At 71.0% G+C, this 20980-nt stretch carries 20 protein-coding genes and 1 pseudogene; 5 read left to right on the plus strand and 16 right to left on the minus strand.

Annotated features, from left to right (window positions below; genetic code table 11):
* Positions 1-81 precede the first annotated feature (81 nt).
* Positions 82-1030, plus strand: a pseudogene (locus tag PZC42_RS10385) (ISL3 family transposase); the annotation flags it as partial.
* A gap of 369 nt (positions 1031-1399) precedes the next feature.
* Positions 1400-1894: a hypothetical protein gene (locus PZC42_RS10390; RefSeq protein ID WP_277210692.1), complete on the plus strand. Its 495-nt coding sequence runs from the start codon at positions 1400-1402 to the stop codon at positions 1892-1894.
* A 299-nt stretch (positions 1895-2193) separates the two neighbouring features.
* Here the strand turns inward: PZC42_RS10390 and PZC42_RS10395 are convergent, their stop codons facing one another.
* From PZC42_RS10395 to PZC42_RS10440, 10 genes are all read right to left on the minus strand, one after another.
* A complete protein-coding gene (locus tag PZC42_RS10395) occupies positions 2194-2748 on the minus strand; it encodes a hypothetical protein (protein WP_438802945.1) in 555 nt (184 codons plus the stop codon).
* Positions 2749-3268: 520 nt separating this feature from the next.
* The gene (locus tag PZC42_RS10400; protein WP_277210694.1) at positions 3269-3619 is read right to left on the minus strand and encodes a metal-sulfur cluster assembly factor; all 351 of its coding nucleotides are present in this window, start codon (positions 3617-3619) and stop codon (positions 3269-3271) included.
* Positions 3612-4118, minus strand: a complete 507-nt coding sequence (gene sufU / locus PZC42_RS10405; RefSeq protein ID WP_277210696.1) for a Fe-S cluster assembly sulfur transfer protein SufU — start codon at positions 4116-4118, stop codon at positions 3612-3614. The genes PZC42_RS10400 and sufU overlap by 8 nt, the downstream gene beginning before the upstream one ends.
* 13 nt (positions 4119-4131) lie before the next feature.
* The gene (locus PZC42_RS10410; RefSeq protein WP_277210698.1) at positions 4132-5442 is read right to left on the minus strand and encodes a cysteine desulfurase; all 1311 of its coding nucleotides are present in this window, start codon (positions 5440-5442) and stop codon (positions 4132-4134) included.
* Between the two features lie 20 nt (positions 5443-5462).
* Complete coding sequence (gene sufC, locus PZC42_RS10415; RefSeq protein ID WP_277210700.1) at positions 5463-6233, minus strand: Fe-S cluster assembly ATPase SufC; 771 nt, start codon at positions 6231-6233, stop codon at positions 5463-5465.
* Positions 6234-6283: 50 nt separating this feature from the next.
* Positions 6284-6631, minus strand: coding sequence for a non-heme iron oxygenase ferredoxin subunit (locus PZC42_RS10420; RefSeq protein ID WP_277210702.1), 348 nt, complete (start codon positions 6629-6631; stop codon positions 6284-6286).
* Positions 6632-6635: 4 nt separating this feature from the next.
* The gene (gene sufD / locus PZC42_RS10425; protein ID WP_277210703.1) at positions 6636-7865 is read right to left on the minus strand and encodes a Fe-S cluster assembly protein SufD; all 1230 of its coding nucleotides are present in this window, start codon (positions 7863-7865) and stop codon (positions 6636-6638) included.
* A 1-nt stretch (position 7866) separates the two neighbouring features.
* On the minus strand, positions 7867-9333 hold the full coding sequence (gene sufB / locus PZC42_RS10430; protein WP_277210705.1) for a Fe-S cluster assembly protein SufB: 1467 nt from the start codon (positions 9331-9333) through the stop codon (positions 7867-7869).
* The gene (locus PZC42_RS10435) at positions 9330-10076 is read right to left on the minus strand and encodes a helix-turn-helix transcriptional regulator (protein ID WP_277210707.1); all 747 of its coding nucleotides are present in this window, start codon (positions 10074-10076) and stop codon (positions 9330-9332) included. The genes sufB and PZC42_RS10435 overlap by 4 nt, the downstream gene beginning before the upstream one ends.
* Before the next feature lie 160 nt (positions 10077-10236).
* Positions 10237-10857 carry an HdeD family acid-resistance protein gene (locus PZC42_RS10440; protein ID WP_277210709.1) on the minus strand — a complete coding sequence of 207 codons (621 nt, stop codon included), beginning with the start codon at positions 10855-10857 and terminating at the stop codon, positions 10237-10239.
* Between the two features lie 40 nt (positions 10858-10897).
* Between PZC42_RS10440 and PZC42_RS10445 the strand changes: the two genes are divergently transcribed.
* From PZC42_RS10445 to PZC42_RS10455, 3 genes are all read left to right on the plus strand, one after another.
* Positions 10898-11872: an ABC transporter ATP-binding protein gene (locus tag PZC42_RS10445; protein ID WP_277210711.1), complete on the plus strand. Its 975-nt coding sequence runs from the start codon at positions 10898-10900 to the stop codon at positions 11870-11872.
* On the plus strand, positions 11869-12624 hold the full coding sequence (locus PZC42_RS10450; RefSeq protein WP_277210713.1) for an ABC transporter permease: 756 nt from the start codon (positions 11869-11871) through the stop codon (positions 12622-12624). The genes PZC42_RS10445 and PZC42_RS10450 overlap by 4 nt, the downstream gene beginning before the upstream one ends.
* Positions 12625-12733: 109 nt before the next feature.
* Complete coding sequence (locus tag PZC42_RS10455) at positions 12734-13699, plus strand: COX15/CtaA family protein (protein ID WP_277210715.1); 966 nt, start codon at positions 12734-12736, stop codon at positions 13697-13699.
* Positions 13700-13708: 9 nt separating this feature from the next.
* On the opposite strand, the gene PZC42_RS10460 is transcribed toward PZC42_RS10455, so the two are convergent.
* The 6 genes from PZC42_RS10460 to steA form a co-directional block, all read right to left on the minus strand.
* Positions 13709-14365, minus strand: coding sequence for an NUDIX domain-containing protein (locus PZC42_RS10460; RefSeq protein ID WP_438802946.1), 657 nt, complete (start codon positions 14363-14365; stop codon positions 13709-13711).
* Positions 14362-16050: a CTP synthase gene (gene pyrG / locus PZC42_RS10465; protein ID WP_277210717.1), complete on the minus strand. Its 1689-nt coding sequence runs from the start codon at positions 16048-16050 to the stop codon at positions 14362-14364. The genes PZC42_RS10460 and pyrG overlap by 4 nt, the downstream gene beginning before the upstream one ends.
* Positions 16051-16130: 80 nt before the next feature.
* Positions 16131-17813 (minus strand): murein biosynthesis integral membrane protein MurJ, encoded by a 1683-nt coding sequence (gene murJ, locus PZC42_RS10470; RefSeq protein ID WP_277210719.1) that lies wholly within the window; start codon positions 17811-17813, stop codon positions 16131-16133.
* A complete protein-coding gene (locus PZC42_RS10475; RefSeq protein ID WP_277210721.1) occupies positions 17810-18694 on the minus strand; it encodes a hypothetical protein in 885 nt (294 codons plus the stop codon). Before PZC42_RS10475 ends, murJ begins: the two co-directional genes overlap by 4 nt.
* Positions 18694-19740, minus strand: coding sequence for a copper transporter (locus PZC42_RS10480; RefSeq protein WP_277210723.1), 1047 nt, complete (start codon positions 19738-19740; stop codon positions 18694-18696). The genes PZC42_RS10475 and PZC42_RS10480 overlap by 1 nt, the downstream gene beginning before the upstream one ends.
* Positions 19741-19781: 41 nt before the next feature.
* Positions 19782-20975, minus strand: coding sequence for a putative cytokinetic ring protein SteA (gene steA, locus PZC42_RS10485; protein ID WP_277210725.1), 1194 nt, complete (start codon positions 20973-20975; stop codon positions 19782-19784).
* Between the last annotated feature and the right edge of the window lie 5 nt (positions 20976-20980).

Consider the following 20980-nt stretch of genomic DNA (forward strand, 5'->3'; position numbering starts at 1 on the left):
GAGGGGGGTGGCGGTCGCCGGGTAGGGGTCGAGGTCTCCCCGGATGGAAGTTCTCACACTGACCACCCGGAAGACCTCGACGTGCCTGGCGCTACCTTCGATGCTCCTGACCTGACGACCTTCGCGCGCCTGGACGAGTTTGGCCTCGTCGTGGTCGGGCAGCGACTGGAACCCGACCGGGTGGTGCTGGCCTGCCGTGTCGTAGCCCGTGACGACGACGCGTTCTGCCGCGGGTGCGGGGCCGTGGGCACGCCGCGAGGCACGGTGAGCCGTCACCTGGCGCACGAGCCGTTCGGGTGGCGTCCGGTCACCTTGCTGGTGCGGGTGCGTTGCTACCGCTGCGAGGCCTGCCGGCGGGTGTGGCGACAGGACACCACGGCCGCGGCCGAACCGCGGGCGAGGCTGTCGCGGGCGGCAGTGCACTGGGCGCTGGTCGGCCTCGTGGTCCAGCATCTGACGGTCGCGCGGGTGGCCGAGGCGTTGGCGGTGGCATGGCACACCGCCAACGCTGCGGTGCTGGACGAAGGCCGCCGGGTGCTGATCGATGACGAGGCCCGGTTCGACCACGTCGCCGTGATCGGCGTCGACGAGCACGTATGGCGACACACCCGGCGCGGCGAGAAGTACGTGACTGTGGTCATCGATCTGACCCCGATCCGTGACGGGACCGGGCCGGCGAGGCTGCTCGACATGGTCGAGGGCCGCTCGAAGCAGGCGTTCAAGACCTGGCTCGCCGGCCGTCCCAAGTCCTGGCGTGACGGGTGGAGGTCGTGGCGATGGACGGCTTCACCGGGTTCAAGACCGCTACCACCGAGGAACTACCCGACGCGGTCGCGGTGATGGACCCCTGCCACGTCGTGCGCCTCGCCGGCGACGCCCTGGACCGGTGCCGCCGCCGAGTCCAGCTGGATCTGCACGGCCACCGCGGACGAGCAGGCGATCCGTTCTACCGCGCCCGGCGAACCCTGCGGGCGCCGACCTGCTCACCGAGAAACAGGCATCCAGGCTCGAGGCACTGTTCGCCGCCGATGACAGGAGCCTGCCGCCTGTGCCATTCATGGCATCTCTGATGGTGCCCCGCAGCGCATATCAGGCTTTCGCGTGAGCAATTGCGACCCATGTCACGGAGGGGTAACGTCGAGGACGGGATCCTCTCGTGGAGCGGGAAGATGTCGCCGCTCAGCGAAGAGCGAGAAGCAGAAGCCGCCATGCGTCGGTGATCGACGGATAAGTCTGACGCACGCGTCCTGGCGAGCACCGGCCGCTGCGCCGCAGAACACCTCACCAACACCCCAGGAGGCAAGCGAAAATTCACGTCCTGCGCTTTCCGGGCGCAATTCCATCGAGCACGAAGGAGTGAAACCTTATGACCCCTCCCACGCGCACGTTGCGAGCGGTTTTGACCGCCATCACCGCACTGTTCGCCCTGCTGGTCTTCTCCAGCCCAGCGTCGGCGGCGATCTTCCCGGCGAACGCGCCGTCCGGCACGCACCTCCAGACGGGAACGATCGACTGCACCGAGACGGCAACCGGCGTCAGCTGCACCACGTACGAGCTCGCCGGAGTCGGAAACACGGACGCTTCGTTGTCCGTCTCGGTGACCTATGCGGCGACCATCCAGTGCACGAACAAGGGTGGCAAGCTCGTCGAGTCCCACGACGACACGGTGACCGAAGTGACCACCACCGAACTCACGTCCAGCAAGAACGGCCGGCTCACCGTCCCAGCGCTGAACTCGACGGCTCCGACCGAGGCAGAAGTCCTCGAGCAGGCCGACTGCCCGAACCCGAACTGGACGCCCTCCGTCCTGGCGGGCAGCGTCCAGACCGCCAGCTGGAGCTACACGCTGACATTCGCGGGCTTCACGAGCCCGTACGTCTCGTTCAGCGGCTGAGCGTCGATCCGTTGAACCTCGAGAGGTCCGGTACCTGAAGGCACCGGACCTCTCGACGGACGGCGAATGCTCCGCCCTCGGCTTCCGCAACCTGACCCACTACATCGCCCGATCGCTCCTCGAGGCCGGCGGCTTCAGACCTCGGCTACGCCCTCATCTGCGTTGAGCCGACAAACTCCTTTGCGAGGTTCGGGCAGAAAGACGCTGATCCCCGCCTTGAAGACACTGCCGTTCCTATGGTCGTCGAACTTCTTGGCTGTCTCCGGCGGCAGGACGCGGCGGGCACCACCTCGCGGCCCTCAACGGCCCGTCTGGCGACGGCGTTCTCGAACGCGGCCACGGCCAGCTGCGACTTCATGCGGTCGCTGATGGAGTAGCCCCACGATCCGATTCGAGTACACGTCCTTGATCGCGCAGAGGTAGACCTTGCCCTCGCTCGTGGGGTGCTCGGTGATGTCCGTGAGCCACAGCCAGTTCGGTGCCTGCGCAGTGAGGTCGCGCCGCACCAGGTCGTCGTGCGCGGGCGGACCCGGCTTCTTGCCGCCCTTGGTTCCGCGCTTCTTGCCGAAGATGCTCCACCTGCGCCCGTCACGGCACAGCCGCCACATCGTGCGGTCACACGCCAGATGCCCTGCGTCTCGGGCCTCGTCTCCCAGCAGCCAGTACCCGAACTCCCGGTCGTCGCGGTGGGCGTCGAACAGGGCGTTGGAGAGGTAGGCCTGGCCCAGCTCACGCTCGCTAACAGCTTGGGCGAGCCAGCGGTAGTAGGGCTGGCGGGCGATCTTCAGGACCCGGCACGTCACCGCGACGGGGATGCCGTCAGCGGCGAGCTCACGGACGAGCGGGTACATCATTTCCCGGCAGGTGCGCCTGGGAGATTTGCGCGGCCGCGCGGCGCAGCACCTCGACCTCCTGCTCCAGCAGCCGATTAAGGCGTCCACCCACCGCGGTCGATGAGGATCCGCTCGTCGTTGAGCCATGCCTCACCGCCATCTTGCCCCCGAAGGAACGGGTGTGTTGGTCCGTGTCCGGGCCGACGTATCGTGCCCAGACGCTCGTGGCCTTGCCGGTCACTGGGCTCGTGCGCTCCTCCAGAAGACCGAAGGTACGACGGGAAGGTCTGCGTGCCGTTGGTGGTCCTTTCGCCCACCAGGTGCACCCACCGCGCCAGCCAGCCTCGCTGGGACTTCGACACACCCACACACAACCCAAGGATTGCCCGTCACCTGCGGACTCCCCCACGAACCCGTGGGACTTTGAGGTGGCCTCACGAGGCCACTTCTGTCCACTTCCGTCCCACGGACCCGAATGAGAATCAGCAGGTCAGGCGGCATTTCCCCAGTTCAGAGAACTGCCGCCCGACCTCCTCGATTCTCAGACGTTGAAGCCAAGCATCCGCAGCTGCTCGCGGCCGTCGTCGGTGATCTTCTCCGGGCCCCACGGCGGCATCCAGACCCAGTTGATCCGGTGGCCGGTCACGAGTCCTTCGAGGGCCTGTGCCGACTGGTCCTCGAGGACGTCCGTCAGGGGGCAGGCCGCCGACGTGAGCGTCATGTCGATCGTGGCGTGGTTGTTCTGGTCCACCTCGACGCCGTAGACGAGGCCGAGGTCGACGACGTTGATTCCGAGCTCGGGGTCGATGACGTCGCGCATCGCCTCCTCGACGTCGGCCGCCGTGGTGGCACCGGGCGTCGGGGTGGCCGTCTCGGTCGTGTTGTCAGTCATCGCTTCCTCCGGTCGAGTCTGCCAGCGCGCCGCTGCGCGCCAACGAATCCTTGAGCGCCGCCCAGCCGAGCAGCGCGCACTTGATGCGGGCGGGGTACTGCGAGACGCCGGTGAAGGCCTCACCGTCGCCGAGCGCGTCGAGCGCCGCCTCGTCGTCCAGCCCCTTGCCGCGGGATGCCATGAGTGCGTGGAACGTGGCGTCGAGCTGCCGGACCTCGGCCAGGTCGCGGCCGGTCACGAGCTCGGTCATGACCGACACGGACGCCTGCGAGATCGAGCAACCCTGGCCGTCCCAGGAGACGCCTCGGACGACGGTGCCCGCCGCACCGTCCCTCTCGACGTCCACACGGAGCGTCACCTCGTCGCCGCACGTCGGGTTCACCTGGTGGGACTCGCCCGCGAGGTGCCCGGCGGCGGGCTCGACCAGGCCGCGGCCGTGCGGGAACTTCGCATGGTCGAGGATGACCTGCTGGTACATCTGCTCCAACGAGCTGCTCATGCGTCCTCCCCCTTCACTCTGCACCGAAGAACGCACGCACACCCGCCAAGGCTTCCCGGAACGCCGCGATCTCCTCGACGGTCGTGTAGACCGACGCCGAGGCCCGCGTCGTCGCGGCGACGCCGAACCGGCGGTGCAGCGGCTGGGCGCAGTGGTGACCGGTCCGCACGGCGACTCCCTGGTCGTCGAGCACCTGCGACACATCGTGCGCGTGCACGCCGTCGACGACGAACGAGACGACCGCGAGGCGGTCCACCGTGTCCGTCGGACCGATCAACCGGACGCCGGGGATCTCCGTGATGCGCAGCAGCTCCGCGGCCAGCTCGCGCTCGTGCTGGGCCACCCGGGACATCCCGAGCTCTTCGAGCCACTGGGCGGCCACACCCATGCCCACGGCCTGCGCGACCATCTGGGTGCCGGCCTCGAACCGCTGCGGCGGCGGCGCGTAGGTGGTGGCGTCCATCGTGACGACCTCGACCATGGACCCCCCGGTGGTGACCGGAGGCATGGCCTCGAGGAGCTCACGGCGGGCGTACAGCGCCCCGACACCTGTGGGCCCGAGCATCTTGTGCGCGCTGAAGGCCGCGAAGTCCACACCGAGTGCGTGGAGGTCCACCGGCAGGTGGGGCACCGACTGGCAGGCGTCGAGCACGGTGTACGCCCCGACCCGACCCGCCGCAGCGACCAGCTCGGTCACCGGCCCGACGGCGCCGGTCACGTTGGACACGTGCCCGAAGGCCACGATCCGCGTGCGGTCCGTGATGACCTCGTCGACGTGCGACAGGTCGATGCGCCCGTCGTCACCGACACCGAACCACCGCAGCACGGCACCGGTCCGGGCGCACAGCTCCTGCCACGGCACGAGGTTCGCGTGGTGCTCGGCCTCGGTCACCACGATCTCGTCACCGGGCGCCAGCCGGAAGCGCTCGGCGGCCTCTCCCCCACGACCCGCCGTGGCGTTGGAGAACGCGTAGGCGACCAGGTTGAGCGCCGCCGTGGCGCCCGGCGCCCAGACGATCTCACCGTCGTCGGCCCCGACGAACGCCGCGACGGCGGAACGCGCGGACTCGAACGCCTCGGTGGCCTCCTCGGCGAGCTGGTGCGCGCCGCGGTGCACGGCGGCGTTGCGCTGCTCGTAGAACTCGACCTCGGCCTCGAGCACCACGTTCGGCTTCTGCGACGTTGCCGCCGAGTCCAGGTACACCAGAGGACGACCACCACGCACCGTGCGCTCGAGCAGCGGGAAGTCGGCCCGGACCGCAGCGAGCTCGCTCGCGGTCAGGACGTCGGCCGATGCCGGGCGCACGGTGTCAGCGGTGGTCATGAGGCTCCTCAGGTGGACGTTCAGGCCGACATCGTCGCGCCGGTGCCGACGTACCGGTCGTAGCCCTCGTCCTCGAGCCGCTCGGCGAGCTCGGGGCCGCCCTCCTCGGCGATCTTGCCGTCGACGAAGACGTGCACGAAGTCGGGCTTGATGTAGCGCAGGATGCGCGTGTAGTGCGTGATGAGCAGGACGCCCACGTCGGTGGTCTCCTTGGCGCGGTTCACGCCCTCGGACACGACGCGCAGCGCGTCCACGTCGAGGCCGGAGTCGGTCTCGTCGAGGATCGCGAAGTGGGGCTTGAAGAGCTCCATCTGGAGGATCTCGTGCCGCTTCTTCTCACCGCCGGAGAAGCCCTCGTTGACCGAGCGCTCGGCGAAGGAGGAGTCGATACGCAGGTTCGCCATCGCGCCCTTGACCTCCTTGCCCCACGTGCGCAGGGCGGGCGCCTCGCCCGAGATGGCGGTCTTGGCGGTGCGCAGGAAGTTCGCCACGGACACACCAGGGACCTCGACGGGGTACTGCATCGCGAGGAAGAGGCCGGCACGGGCGCGCTCGTCGACGCTCATGGCGAGGACGTCCTCACCGTCGAGCGTGACGGTGCCCGCGGTGACGTCGTACTTCGGGTGGCCGGCGATGGCCGAGGCGAGGGTCGACTTGCCCGAGCCGTTGGGGCCCATGATGGCGTGCGTCTCACCGGACTTGATGGTCAGGTCGACGCCGCGCAGGATCGGCTTCGGCCCTTCCTTGGTCTCGACACTGACGTGCAGGTCGCGGATCTCCAGGGTGGACATCAGGTGGTTCTCCAGGTCTTGTTCGAAAGTCGTGGTGCGAAAGAGTGCGGTCAGGACGCGGCGGCGACCGGTGCGTCGATGTCGACGAACACCTTGTCGCCCTCCACGGTCACTGGGTAGACGGGTACCGGCCGGATGGCAGGCAGCTGCAGCGGCCGACCGGTCCGCAGGTCGAACTGCGAGCCGTGCAGCCAGCACTCGACCCGGCAGCCCTCGACCTCGCCGTCGGACAGCGACACCGCACCGTGGGAGCAGATGTCACTGATCGCGTGGAAGTCACCGTCGGCGTCCCGCACGAGCGCGACGGGGACGGTGGCACCGTCCGCGGTGTCGAGCTCGACGAGCTTCGCCTCCTCGGGCGCCAGGTCGGCCGTCGTGGCGACGATCTGCTTGGTCACGCCGTCACTCCGCAGCGGCGGGGACGCCGGTGATGACGCTCATGGACTTCTCGAGCTCGGCCTCGATCGAGGCGAGCAGGCGCTCCTCGACGGACGGCACCCCGATCTCGTCGATGAGCTCCGCGAAGAACCCACGCACCACGAGGCGACGCGCGTCGACCTCCGGGATGCCACGGGCCATGAGGTAAAAGAGCTGCTCGTCGTCGAACCGGCCGGTCGCCGAGGCGTGGCCAGCACCGGCGATCTCGCCGGTCTCGATCTCGAGGTTCGGCACCGAGTCCGCCCGTGCCCCGTCCGTCAGCACGAGGTTGCGGTTGAGCTCGTAGGTGTCGGTGTCCTCGGCCTCGGCCTGGATCAGGACGTCGCCCACCCACACCGTGTGCGCCCCCGAACCCTGCAGCGCCCCCTTGTACGTCACACGCGACCTGCAGCTCGGCACGGCGTGGTCGACGAAGAGACGGTGCTCCTGGTGCTGGTCCGCGTCCGCGAAGTACAGCCCGACCATCTCGACCTCGCCGCCGGTGGCGGTGAAGGTCGTGTCCGGCGTGATCCGTACGACGTCGCCGCCGAACGTCACCACGACGTGCTTGAGCCGGGCGTCGCGACCGATCGAGGAGCGGTGCGCGGCCGCGTGCACGGCCCCGTCGGCCCAGTCCTGCACGGACACGACGGTCAGCTGCGCGCCGTCCTCGACGAGGATCTCGACCGTCTGGTTCAGCAGCGCGTCGCCGCGGTGGTCGATGACCACCACGGCCTCGGAGTGGCGCTCGGCGTGGACCAGCAGGTGTTGCGCCGTCGCGACCGACGACACGCCGTCGACGCGCACCGAGGTGACGTCGGAGGCGACCGCCTCGGCCGGGATCGTCACGACGGTGGCCTCGGCCACGGCGTTCCAGGCGGTCACCGCGGTACGGTCGCCGGGCTTGCCGGCCTTCCCGAGGCGCACGTCGTCACGGGCGACCGTCTCGACCTTGACCTCGGCGGCGGCCTCGACGCTCACCGCGACGCCGTCGGAGGCAAGAGTGTCCGCGAAGAGCGGCTGCAGCCGGGCGACCGGCGAGAAGCGCCACTCCTCCTCGCGGCCCGAGGGCACGGGGATGTCCGCGAGGTCGAAGGAGGTGACGCGCTCGGCGCGCGAGCCCGCGGGCACGACGCCCTGGCCCGGTCCGTGCGTGTGGGCGCCGTCGGCCACGGCGCGTGAGTGATCGGTGGTGCGATCGGTGGTGGCAGTCATATCAGCCGACGGACCCTTCCATCTGCAGCTCGATGAGGCGGTTGAGCTCGAGGGCGTACTCCATGGGCAGCTCGCGCGCGATGGGCTCGACGAACCCGCGCACGATCATGGCCATGGCCTCGGTCTCGTCCATGCCTCGGGACATGAGGTAGAACAGCTGGTCCGCGCTCACCTTGGACACCGTCGCCTCGTGCCCCATGGACACGTCGTCCTCGCGGACGTCGACGTACGGGTAGGTGTCGGAGCGGGAGATCTGGTCGACGAGCAGCGCGTCGCACAGCACGTTGGAGGCCGAGCCCTCGGCACCCTCGAGCACCTGCACCAGGCCGCGGTAGGACGTGCGCCCACCGCCGCGCGCGACGGACTTGGACACGATCGACGACGACGTCCGGGGTGCGGCGTGCACCATCTTGGCGCCGGCGTCCTGGTGCTGGCCCTCGCCGGCGAAGGCGATGGACAGCGTCTCGCCGCGGGCGTGCTCGCCCAGGAGGTAGATCGCCGGGTACTTCATGGTGACCTTGGAGCCGATGTTGCCGTCGACCCACTCCATCTGGGCGCCCTCTGCGGCCGTGGCGCGCTTGGTCACCAGGTTGTACACGTTGTTCGACCAGTTCTGGATGGTCGTGTAGCGCACGCGGGCGTTCTTCTTGACGACGATCTCCACGACCGCGCTGTGCAGCGAGTCGGACGAGTAGATCGGCGCGGTGCAGCCTTCGACGTAGTGCACGTACGAGCCCTCGTCGGCGATGATCAGCGTCCGCTCGAACTGGCCCATGTTCTCGGTGTTGATCCGGAAGTAGGCCTGCAGCGGGATCTCCACGTGCACGCCCGGGGGGACGTAGACGAACGACCCGCCCGACCACACGGCCGAGTTCAGCGCGGAGAACTTGTTGTCACCGGCCGGGATGACCGTGCCGAAGTACTCCGCGAAGAGCTCGGGATAGTCGCGCAGACCGGTGTCGGTGTCGACGAAGATGACGCCCTGCTCCTCCAGGTCCTCGCGGATCTGGTGGTAGACGACCTCGGACTCGTACTGTGCGGCGACGCCGGCGACGAGGCGCTGCTTCTCCGCCTCGGGGATGCCGAGCTTGTCGTACGTCGCCTTGATGTCCTCCGGCAGGTCCTCCCAGCTGGTGGCCTGCTTCTCGGTGGACCGCACGAAGTACTTGATCCGGTCGAAGTGGATCCCCGTGAGATCGGCGCCCCAGCTCGGCATCGGCTTCTTGTCGAACAGGCGCAGCGCCTTGAGGCGCGCCTTGAGCATCCACTCGGGCTCGTTCTTGAGGGCCGAGATGTTGCGCACGACAGCCTCGCTGAGACCACGCTCGGCGATCGCGCCCGCCTCGTCGGTGTCGTGCCAGCCGTACTCGTACGCGCCGATCGAGTCGATGATCTCCTCGTCGGAGGGCTTGTCGGCGTTCGGTGCCACTGCCGCCTGGGCGGCGGCGTCCTGGGTAGGAGCGCTCATCGTGATCCTTCCTGCGTGCCGCCGGTGCGGCCGGCGGGGGTGGGGGGAGTCAGCGGGATGTTCGTGACGCAGGCGTGCGCGCCGCCCGCGAGGGTGGCCAGTCGTTGGACGTGGGTGCCGAGCAGCTCCGAGAACGCGCGGGCCTCGGCCTCGCACAGCTCGGGGAAGTCCTCGGCCGCGTGCTGCACCGGGCAGTGGCCCTGGCACAGCTGGACGGTGGGCACGAGCGGGCCGACGACCGGACGCACCGAGGAGGCATAGCCGTCGGCAGCGAGCAGGTCGGCGAGCTGGGCCGCACGCTCCTGCGGGTCCGTCGCGGTCAGCCGCGGCTCGTAACGGCGCACGACGGCGTCGTTGCGCTCCGTGGCGAACGCCTCGACGGCCTCGTCGCCACTTGTGCGACGCAGGTAGCGCATCACCTGGATGGCGAGCTCGGTGTCCTGCTCGCCGAGCTCGGCCTGCCCGGCGGTGCTGACGACGTAGTGCCGTGCCGGACGGCCGCGACGGGCCCGCCCTGCACCCGTGCCGCCGTCGTGCACCGCGATGGTGCCGTCGTGCTCGAGGCCCGCCAGGTGACGGCGCACCGCGGCCTGCGTGAGGCCGAGCACGTCGGCGAGGCGACCGGCCGTGACCGGCCCCTCCGTCGCGACGAGCTCGAGCACGCGACGGCGGGTGCCGTCGCCCTCGTGGTGGGAGGTGTGCGCAGCGGCGTGCGCGCTCCAGGGCGTCTGGGTCGTCGTCACGTGCTCACCTCCGTCGTCGATATACAGAACATCCTTGTTGCGTAATCGAGGATGTCAAGCAAGGCATGCCTCACCGAACACACGAAACCGCAGGTCAACCGACGGCGTGCGACGCGCGTCACACAGATTTCACATGCCGTACACCCACCGGTCGCGGGCGTCAGCCCTCGATGACCTCGCCGTCGACGACGTCGCCGCCGCCGGAGGAACCCTGCGTGCCCAGCGCGCGCAGCCTCACCCCGAGCGCGATCAGCGCGACACCGATGACGACGGCGAAGGCGCCGACGACGAACGCCATGGCGGTGATCGCCGCACCAGGGTTGGCGAAGCAGACGATCGCGAGCGCCACGAACAGACCGCCGGAGAGCAGGGTGACCAGCCACGAGCCGCCGCCCTTGCCCCGCACGGCGAACGCCGCGAAGAGCTGCAGGAGCCCGAATGCCATCGCCCAGATCCCGATCAGGACGACCGCGACCGCCAGGAAGGCCTCAGGGAGGAGCAGGAGGACGGCGCCGAAGACCACGGCGACGACCCCGACGCCGAGGTTGATCGACCCCGCGGGGGTACCACGGCGACGCAGCCCGTCGACGAGCGAGACGATGCCGTCGATCAGCACGAAGGCTCCGAACACCTGGACGAGCAGTCCGGGAACATCACGCGGCAGGAACATCGCCAGCAGCCCGAAGACCACGGCGAGCACCCCACGGACCATCGGCCAGTACCAGATCCGCCTCGCGAGCCGGGCCAGGTCGGCGGGCTGGGCAAAGGTGTAGAAGGTCATCGTCACTCCTGGTGTCTCGACGCGTCCGTAGAATCCTCTGGTGCCCATCACCGAAACGCCACCCCGTGGCGCCGTCGACGTGCGCGGCCTGCGCAAGACCTACGGCGGCCGAGACGTCGTCGACGGCCTCGATCTGCAGGCTACCGCCGGAGCCGTCACAGCGGTGCTCGGGCCCAACGGCGCCGGCAAGACGACCACGGTCGAGTGCTGCGAGGGCCTGCGCTCCCCCGACGGCGGGAGGGTCCGCGTCCTCGGTCTCGATCCCGTCACCGACGCGGCCGCGCTGCGCCCCCGGGTGGGCGTCATGCTGCAGGACGGCGGTCTGCCCACGGGCGTGCGCGCCCTGGAGATGCTGCGGCACGTCGCCCGGATGTACGCCGCTCCCCGCGACGTGGACGAGCTCGCCGAGCGCCTCGGTCTGCACGCGTTCGGCCGCACCACCGTACGGCGGCTCTCCGGCGGGCAGCGTCAACGGCTGGCGCTCGCCGCCGCCGTCGTCGGCCGCCCCGACGTCGTCTTCCTCGACGAACCGAGCGCCGGCATGGACCCGCAGTCCCGGCACGCGGTCTGGGACCTCGTCCGCGAGCTGCGCGCCGACGGCGTCGCCGTGGTCCTGACGACCCACATGATGGACGAGGCCGAGGACCTCGCCGACGTCGTCCACGTCGTCGACCACGGCCGTGTCATCGCGTCCGGCGACGTCCAGGAGCTCCTGTCGGACGGGGCGTCCGGCAGTGCTCCACGCATCCGGTTCGCGACACGCCCCGGCCTGCCCGTCGGCGACCTGACCGCGCACCTGGACGTGCACCTGACTCGGACCGTGCCCGACGGCGGGTGGTCCGCCACCGAGGCGGAGCCCGGCGAGTACGTGGTCGCCGGCCCCGTGGCGCCGGCGGCTCTCGCTGCGCTGGCCGGCTGGCTCGCCGAGCACGACGCGCTGGCCACCCGCGTCACCGTCGGGCGTCGGACCCTCGAAGACGTCTTCCTCGACCTCACCGGACGGCACCTGCGATGACGAGCTCCTCCCCCGCCCCGGCCCGGCGACGCGTCGCCGCACAGGCGATGTTCGAGACCCGCGCGATCCTGCGCAACGGCGAGCAGCTGCTCGTGACGATCGTGGTGCCTGTGCTGCTGCTGGTGGGGCTCGTGCGCACGTCCGTGGTCGACCTCGACACGGGCGGCGTCGACCGCGTCGACTTCGTCACGCCCGGGATCCTCGCCCTGGCCTGCGTGACGACCGCCTTCACCTCGCAGTCGATCGCCACAGCCTTCGACCGCCGTAACGGCGTGCTGCGGCTGCTGGCCACGACACCCCTCGGACGGGGCGGTCTGCTCGCCGGGAAGATCCTCGGGGTGCTGGCGGTCGAGGCCGTCCAGGTCGTGGTGATCGGCGCCGTCGCACTCGCCCTCGGCTGGCAGCCCACGCTCGCCGGCATCCTGCCCGCGGTCGTTCTCGGGCTGCTGGGGACGGCAGCGTTCACCGCGCTGGCCCTGCTGCTCGCCGGCACGCTGCGCGCCGAGGGCGTGCTCGCCGTGGCGAACCTCGTGCTCGTGCTGCTGGTCGTGGGCGGCGGGCTGATCGTGCCACCCACCGCGCTGCCCGGGCCGCTCGCCCACCTCGCGGCGTTCCTCCCGTCCGGGGCGCTCGGCGAGGGGCTGCGTGGCGCCCTCCTCGGCACCGGTGTGCCTCCGCTCAGCGTGGTCGTGCTCCTGGCCTGGACGGCTGCGCTCGGCGCCGGGGCGAGCAAGCTCTTCCGCTGGCACTGACCGTCGGCCCTCCGGCAGGCAGGGCAGGGCAGGGCAGGGACGATCAATGTCACAGCGGTGGGCCGCTCCCACGGGTCGACGCCGCCCCGGCGGGTACTACCGTGGTGCCGTGAGCACGCCCGCGCCCGCCGAGACGCCCGACGCCACCCCCGACACGGCACGCCCGGCCGTCGGGCACCCGGACCGTCTCGCCCGGTTCCGAGGATGGACCCGGGGCATCCTGATCGCGAACGTCGTCGCCCAGATCGCCATCATCGTCACCGGTGGTGCCGTCCGGCTGACCGCCTCCGGGCTGGGATGCTCGACGTGGCCGATGTGCGAGCCCGGTCAGTTCACCCCCGTGTTCCACGACGCGGCGACGTTCCACCCCTACGTCGAGTTCGGCAACCGGTTGATGACCGGGGTGCTGTCCGCCATCGCCGTCGCCGTGCTGCTGCTCGTGTGGACCGACCGACGCCGCTCCGAGACCTACCGTGCGCTGGGGATCGTGCCGTTGGCCGGTGTCGCGCTGCAGGCCGTCATCGGAGGCGTCGTCGTGCTCCTCGAGCTGCACCCGGGGTTGGTGTCGCTGCACTTCGTCCTCTCGGCCGCCCTCGTGTGGGTGTCCGCCTACCTCCTGCACCGCCACGGTGAGGGGGACGGCGATCCCGTGCCGGTCGGCCCGCGGCCCGTGATACTGGCGGGCACGATCCTCGGCGTGCTGACCATCCCCATCGTGGTGCTCGGCGTGATAGTCACCGGTTCCGGCCCTCACTCCGGGGACGCCGACGTCGGCTACCGGCTCGCCGTCGACCCGTTGGCCTTCACCCGTGCGCACGCCTGGACCGTGTGGGTGTTCTGCGGTGTCCTCGGTGTCCTCACGGTGCTGCTGCACCGGCTGCCTGCCGACGACGGCGTGAGCCGCGCACGACGCGGCGTCTGGCTGCTCGTGGTGGTCACCCTCGCCCAGGGCGCCATCGGGTACACCCAGTACTTCACCGGCCTGCCCGAGCTGCTGGTGGGATTCCACATGCTCGGCGCCGGCCTGCTCGTGTGGGCCACGGCGAACGCCGTGCTCCGGCTGCGCACCCGCTGACCCGTCGTCTCAGTCGGGCAGGACGCCCCGCCGGTAGGGCCACGGTGCCTCGACGCCGCGCAACGACTCCCACCCATCGGCACGGCTCGCGGCCGCGGCGAGGATACCCACCACGGCGGAGGGGTTGTGCAGCCCTCCGGACAGCGTGCGCCGGACCGCCTCGTCCAGCGGCACCCAGTCGGTGATGATCTCGGACTCCTCGCCCGTGCGGACGTGACGGTCGGCGTGCGGCACCTCGTGGACGTCGCGAGCCAGGAACACGCGCAGCGCCTCGTTGCTGGCGCCCGGCGACGTGGCGAAGTCCACCAGGACGTCCCACCGGTCGGCGACGAGGTCCGCCTCCTCGGCCAGCTCGCGCGCCGCGGCGTCGACAGCCGGCTCGCCGTCGAGGTCGAGCAGGCCGGCCGGGATCTCCCAGAGGAGAGCCCGCACCGGATGCCGGTACTGGCGCAGGAGCAGCACGCGCTCCTGCGCGTCGAGCACGACGACGGCGACCGCCCCGGGGTGGTCGAGGTACTCACGAGTGACGACCCCGGCGTCACCGAGGTCGACGTCGTCGCGCACCAGGTCGAAGATCCTGCCCTCGTGGACCGTCGTCCGGCCGACGACCGGCCGCGGATCGATCTGGTCCGCCGTGTGCGGCCCGTCCGGCGAGCGTGCGGTCACGCCGTCGCGCCCTGGCGCACCAGCGCCGCGGCCACCAGGCCGTGGAAGAGCGGGTGCGAACGCGTCGGGCGCGACTTGAACTCGGGATGGGCCTGGGTGCTCACGTAGAACGGGTGCACCTCGGCAGGCAGCTCGACGAACTCCACGAGCGTGCCGTCGGGCGAGGTGCCCGAGAACCGCAGGCCGGCCTCCTCGAGCTGGTCACGCACGGCGTTGTTCACCTCGTACCGGTGGCGGTGACGCTCGGTGACCTCGGTGGTGCCGTACGTGTTCGCCACCACGGAGCCCTCGGCCAGGGCCGCCGGGTAGTCGCCCAGCCGCATGGTGCCACCCAGGTCGCCGTCGCCACCCACGATCGCGAGCTGCTCGGCCATCGTCGCGATGACCGGTGTCGCCGTATCAGGCTCGAACTCGGTCGAGGACGCGTCCGGCAGCCCGAGGACGTTGCGCGCGTACTCGATCACCATCGACTGCAGGCCGAGGCAGATACCGAGCGTGGGCACACCGTTCTCGCGCGACCACCGCAGCGCCCCGATCTTGCCGTCGATGCCCCGCACGCCGAAACCACCGGGCACGAGCACCGCGTCCACACCGTCCAGGGCCTCCTGCGCACCCGCCGGCGTGCTGCAGTCGTCCGCGGCGACCCAGCGGATCGCGACCCGGGTGTCGTTGTCGAAGCCGCCGGCACGCAGGGCCTCGGTGACGGACAGGTAGGCGTCCGGCAGGTCGATGTACTTGCCGACGAGAGCGATCTCGACCTTGTGCTCCGGCTCGTGCACGCGCTCCAGCAGGCGGTTCCAACCGCCCCACTCGACGTCGTGGAACGGCAGGTCGAGGCGTCGCACCACGTAGGCGTCGAGGCCCTCGGAGTGCAGCACCCGCGGGATGTCGTAGATGCTCGGGGCGTCCGCGGCGTTGACGACCGCCTCGTTGTCGACGTCGCAGGACATCGCGATCTTGCGCTTGATGCTGTCCGGCACGATGCGGTCCGAGCGCAGGACGATCGCGTCCGGCTGGATACCGATCGAGCGCAGCGCGGCGACCGAGTGCTGCGTCGGCTTGGTCTTCAGCTCGCCCGACGGGCCGATGTAGGGCACCAGCGACACGTGCAGGAAGAAGCAGTCGTCGCGGCCCAGCTCATGGCGCACCTGCCGCGCGGCCTCGAGGAACGGCAGGGACTCGATGTCACCGACCGTGCCACCGATCTCCGTGATGATGACGTCGACCTCGGGGCCGGCCTGGTCGCGCATGCGCAGCTTGATCTCGTCGGTGATGTGCGGGATCACCTGCACCGTGTCGCCGAGGTACTCGCCCCGACGCTCCCTGGCGATCACCCGGGAGTACACCTGGCCCGTCGTGACGTTCGACGAGGCCGGCAGCTCGATGTCGAGGAACCGCTCGTAGTGCCCGATGTCCAGGTCGGTCTCGGCCCCGTCCTCGGTGACGAAGACCTCACCGTGCTGGAACGGGTTCATGGTGCCCGGATCGACGTTGAGGTACGGGTCGAGCTTCTGCATCGTGACCCGCAGCCCGCGGGACCGCAGGAGCCGACCCAGGGAGGACGCCGTGAGGCCCTTGCCGAGGGAGGATGCCACACCGCCCGTCACGAAGATGTGGCGCGTCAGGTGCGTCGCACCGGCGCGGCTGGAGGAGCGGGAGGACGTTCGGTTCACGGTGTCAGCCACGGAACTCCATGCTATCCGAGAGTTCGCGCCCCGGCGTCCGGGACGCGCCCGTCGCGGCGTGCGATGCGGCACAGGCGTGGTCAGCGGCGAGCGACCCGGCGCCCGAGGGCGACGAGCCTCGTCCGCACGGCACCGTCCGTGAGACCCGCGGTGACGACCACGACCGTCATGGCGAGCACACCGGCGAGCAGACCGAGCCCGACGTCGCTGACGAACCATCCGAGCGCGGGCGACGTCTCGACGAGGGTCCCGTCCGTCCCGGTCGGCGCGGTCCGGTCCCTGCCGGGAACTGTCCAGTGGGCGAGCCCCGACCCGACCGCACCCGCCACGAGGGCCACGAGCGCCGTCCGGACGACCCCGGCCAACGCCGGTGCCCCGACCGCGCGCCGCACCGCCACCAGCAGCGCCACGCCAGCCACCGTCATCCCGACCGTGGTGGCGCCGCCGAGCCAGGCCAGCACCTGTACCTGGTTGCCGCCGCCGGGTGGCGCAGGCCCGGAGAACACCGGCACGGCGAGCCCGGCGCCGACTGCGACCACGAGCCAGCCGGCGGCTGTCGCGACGACGGCGGCACGCGCGGCGTCGACCGCGTACAGCAGTCTCGACAGCTGCAGGATGAGCGCGTAGCCGAGCAGGCCGGGCGCCATCCAGGCCAGGGCGGCACCCAGGCCGTCGGCGTCCCCCTTGGCGATGCCGTCGAAGACGTTCTCCACGAACGGCGCCGCGGCGACCAGCGCGGCCGCGCCGGCGACCGAGACGGTGACCAGCACACGCGTCGTCGCCGAGACGAGCCGCGCGAGCTCGTCTCGGCGCCCTTGCGAGGCCAGTTCTGAGAAGCGCGGGAAGGCACTCGTCGCGATGGGAAACGCCAGGACCGCGTAGGGCAGGAAGTACACGTTCTGGGCATACAGGAAGAGCGTCCAGGTGCTGTCGCCACCGGCCTCGTTGCCGGCCTTCATGGTGGCGAGCAGCGCAAGCTGCTGGGCGACCAACGCACCGACCCCGGCGAACGCGAGCCGCGCAGCGCGGCGCCCCTCGCCGACCGGGAACCGCAGCGTCGGCCGCAGCCGGAGCCCGGTCCGGGCGACCGGCCAGATCAGCGGCAGTGCCAGGAAGGCCACGCCGGCCGTCATCCCCCAGGCCAGCCAGCCCAGCGCCTGCGAGGACAGTGCGGCGACATCCTGCTGGTTCCCGTCGGCCAGCGCGCCGAACCGTGCGTAGACGCCGATGACGACGAGGCTGGAGACGAGCGGGGAGAACGCCGGCCAGAAGAACCGGTTGTGGGCCTGCAGCATCCCGCCGAGCACGACGGCGATCCCGTACAACGGCACCTGCACGGCGAAGACCCGCAGGAAGTCCGCGGCCACGGCGACGTTGGCGGGATCGTTCAGTCCGGTCAGGCGGACCAGGGGGTCCGCGAGCAGCGCCATGAGGACACCGAGCGGGACCAGCACGACGAGCGTCCAGCCGAGCAGCGCCGACGCCGTCCGAGAGGCCCTCACACGGTCGCCACGCACGAGGTAGCCCGAGAGCAGCGGTACGACGGATCCGGCGAGCGCACCGCCGGCGGCGACCTCGAACAAGACGTTCGGGAGGAAGTTCGCCGCGTTCAGCGGGCCGTCCACGCCCCCGGTGCCGACGTAGTGCGCCTGGGCGAGCCACCGACCGAACCCGACCGCCCGGCTGGCCAGGGTCACGACGGTGATCAGCACCGCGGCGCCGGCGACCGTCACGGCGGCGCGGCGACCGCCTGGCGCGCTCACGCCGTCGGGCCCTCGTCCGACGTCGCCTCCCGGTCCCCGGACGGTGCAGCGGCCGGCCGGCGCCCCGCCTGGTCGATCCGGTGCAGCCAGGGTGTGCGCTCGATCACGGCCGAGAAGCTGACGCGCTCCGAGGCCAGCGTCAGCGCCACGACCGCACCGAGCGCGGCCACCCGCAGCGGGCGCGGAGCGCAGAGGGCCCAGCGCGTGCCCACGAACGCACCCAGGGCGTTCGCCCCGCCGTCGCCGAGCATGTCCTGCCCGGCGAGGTCGCGAGGTGCCGCAGCCGCCGACGCACCGAGCAGAGCGCCCACGGCACCGCTCGAGCAGCCCACAGCGGGGGCAGCGAGCAAGGCTGAAGCCTTGATCGCCCGCCCAGGTCTCAAGTCCAAGAGGTTGACGAGATTGGCAGTCCCGGCGATCAGTGCCCCGTTGAGCGCGACGTCCGCGCCGTGGCCGACGGCGCCGCCCCGGCGAGGCGTGCCGACCGCGGCCGCCAGCATCGACGTGGCCCCGATCCCGAGCACCTTCAGGCCCCCGGTCGTGAGGCGGCCGTCGGCCAGTGCACCCAGATGGCCCCGCAGGCCCTTGGTGCGGTGCGTGGTGTCCTCCGCGAGGTCGTCCACGACACCGAACACCCCCGCACCGGCACAGGCGAGGACCGTGGCGGCCCTGGCACGCGGCGCGTCTCCCGAGACGAAGGCACCGGCCACGAGGCCGGCCGTCACCGCGGGGCCCTCCAGCATCGAGACCGGTACGCCTCGGTGGTTGGTGCGCGTCCACCGGCCGGCACCACCGGGTGGCGATCCCCCCAGGGCCTGGCGCACAGCCGCGGTGACGGCGGCGGCCACGGCACCGGCGGCGAGGAGCCGTGCCGCGCCCATCAGGAGTCCTCGCCGGCGTCGCCGGCGCCCACCGTGCCCGTACCGTCCTCGATGTCAGGGACGGACGCACTCGTCGCCCCGTCCTGCTCGGGCAGCTCGACGGCCGGCGGGATCACGACGGAGTCACCGTCGAAGCCGTAGTGACCCACCTCGTCCGCGAGCTGCGCGGCGAGCGCCAACGGCACGTTCAGACGCATGACCTCGCGTTCGGTACCGCTGACGGTGCTCACCCGCGACGCGACGTCGTCGTCAGCCCGGACGTCGGAGACCACGTCACCCTCGCCGACCGTCGGCCCCGCGACCACGACGGCGTGCGCGGCGGTCTGCAGCGACGACACGACCGCCACGATGTCGACGTCCTCCGGCGCGTCGGCCGCGTCGGTGCCGGCCGGGGCGGACTGGTCCGTCGCGGCGGCGCCGAGGAGCAGCACGGCGTCGGCGGGGGCCGAGGGCTCGAACCGGGACTCGACGAAGCCCACCCGCAGCAACAGCTCGTACAGCTCGACGGAGCGTGCGCTGCGGGTCGACGGTGCCTGCGCGTCCGACTCCGTCAGCGCCAGCCCCAGCACCGCGCCGAGCACCCCGGCAGTACCGTCCTCGCTGTCGATCGTGTCGTCGAGGTGCTCACGCTGCCCGTCGGCGACCGTCCCACGCAGCACGGCATCGTCGGCACTGGTCCACGCGTCGGTCAGTGAGGCCTGCGCGACGATCCGGGCGCCCGCAGCCTCGAGCTGGCTGACGACGTCTGCCTCGAGGGTGTCAGACGCCCCTTCGACGTCGACGACGGCGACGGTGACGCCCTCGAGCGATCCGGCGACCAGCTCCTTGCCAGCAGCCAGTGCGTAGGCGTTCTGGTCGGAGAGCTCGGCCTCGACCTCACCCAGGCTCTCGCGCAGGTCCGTGCGCTCGGCCCGCAGGGCCGCGACCTGGTCGGTGAGCTGGTCGCCGATGGCTTTCTGCAGCGGCCCCGCGCCGAGGATGATGCCGACCGCGAGCGCGACGAACACGGAGATCAGCGAGACGAGGTGGTAGCGGAAGTCGATCACGAGGTGCTGGTGCTCCTTGGTTCAAAGGGTCGCTGATGGTCTCAGCCGCCGAAGAGGCTACCGACCCACGAGACGATGTCGTCGATCTGCGCGCCCACGAGGCCGAAGGCGGTCTGCCCCGCCGCCGTCGACCACAGAGCCGCCAGCACGGCGCCCACGCCCGCCAGCGACAGCAGCGTGAGCTGCAGGTTGGAGATCCTGGTGCGGTACAGCCGGGACACGCCCTTGGCGTCCACCAGCTTGCCCCCCACGCGCAACCGGGTCAGGAACGTGCTCGCCATGCCCGCGCGCCCCTTGTCGAGGAACTCCACGAGCGTGGCGTGCGTGCCGACCGCGACGATCAGCTCGGCGTCCTTGTCGTCGGCGAGCAGCATGGCGATGTCCTCGCTGGTTCCCGTGGCAGGGAAGACGACCGGGTCGACGCCGAGAGCGCGCACCCGCTCCAGACCCGGGGCGTCCCCGGTGCGGTAGGCGTGCACCACGATCTCCGCCCCGGACGCCAGCGCCTTGTCCGAGACCGAGTCCATGTCGCCCACGATCATGTCAGGCCGCCATCCCGCATCGAGGATCGCGTCGGCGCCGCCGTCGACACCCACCAGGACCGGCCTGTTCTCCTGGATGTAGGACCGGAGCATCGCCAGGTCCTCACGGTAGTGGTAGCCGCGCACCACGATGAGGACGTGCCGGCCGGCGAACCTGGTGCGGACGTCCGGCACACCGACGCCGTCGAGCAGCAGGTCCCGCTCGCGCCGCAGGTACATCATCGTGTTCTCGGCGAACCGCTCGATCTCGTCCGACAGGCCGTCGCGCGCCGTGGCGAGCGCCACCTCGATCGTCTCGGCCGTCTGCCGTGTACCGGTGGCGCAGGGCTCGCCGTCGGCCAGGACGGTGCCGTCGTCGATCGTGATGCGTGCACCCTCGTGGATGTCCATCACCTCGGGGCCGAGGCCGTCGACGAGCACGATCCCCGCCTCGAGCAGGATTCCCGGGCCGGCGTTCGGGTACCGTCCGGTCGTCGAGGGCGCGGCGTTCAGCACCGCCGCCGGACGGGCGGCGACCAGGGCCTCGGCGGCGACGCGATCGATGTCGGCGTGGTCGATCACGGCGACGTCCCCGACGGCGAGGCGCTTGGTCAGGTCCTTGGTGCGTACGCCGATCCGCGCCGGGCCGCAGTACTCGTTCGCGTCGTCGCTGGTGTCGGGGCCGCGCTCGGCCCGTCGCAGGGTCAGTCTCATCGCGC

Origin of the sequence: Isoptericola croceus (assembly GCF_029382255.1) — a bacterium.
Taxonomy (GTDB): Bacteria; Actinomycetota; Actinomycetes; order Actinomycetales; family Cellulomonadaceae; genus Isoptericola; species Isoptericola croceus.

What these genes read in the sequence shown, in the direction of transcription:
- PZC42_RS10395 (WP_438802945.1), bottom strand. Translation starts at nt 2,748, where the DNA reads ATGATGTACCCGCTCGTCCGTGAGCTCGCCGCTGACGGCATCCCCGTC.
- PZC42_RS10400 (WP_277210694.1), bottom strand. Translation starts at nt 3,619, where the DNA reads ATGACTGACAACACGACCGAGACGGCCACCCCGACGCCCGGTGCCACC.
- sufU (WP_277210696.1), bottom strand. Translation starts at nt 4,118, where the DNA reads ATGAGCAGCTCGTTGGAGCAGATGTACCAGCAGGTCATCCTCGACCAT.
- PZC42_RS10410 (WP_277210698.1), bottom strand. Translation starts at nt 5,442, where the DNA reads ATGACCACCGCTGACACCGTGCGCCCGGCATCGGCCGACGTCCTGACC.
- sufC (WP_277210700.1), bottom strand. Translation starts at nt 6,233, where the DNA reads ATGTCCACCCTGGAGATCCGCGACCTGCACGTCAGTGTCGAGACCAAG.
- sufD (WP_277210703.1), bottom strand. Translation starts at nt 7,865, where the DNA reads ATGACTGCCACCACCGATCGCACCACCGATCACTCACGCGCCGTGGCC.
- sufB (WP_277210705.1), bottom strand. Translation starts at nt 9,333, where the DNA reads ATGAGCGCTCCTACCCAGGACGCCGCCGCCCAGGCGGCAGTGGCACCG.
- PZC42_RS10440 (WP_277210709.1), bottom strand. Translation starts at nt 10,857, where the DNA reads ATGACCTTCTACACCTTTGCCCAGCCCGCCGACCTGGCCCGGCTCGCG.
- PZC42_RS10450 (WP_277210713.1), top strand. Translation starts at nt 11,869, where the DNA reads ATGACGAGCTCCTCCCCCGCCCCGGCCCGGCGACGCGTCGCCGCACAG.
- PZC42_RS10475 (WP_277210721.1), bottom strand. Translation starts at nt 18,694, where the DNA reads ATGGGCGCGGCACGGCTCCTCGCCGCCGGTGCCGTGGCCGCCGCCGTC.
- steA (WP_277210725.1), bottom strand. Translation starts at nt 20,975, where the DNA reads ATGAGACTGACCCTGCGACGGGCCGAGCGCGGCCCCGACACCAGCGAC.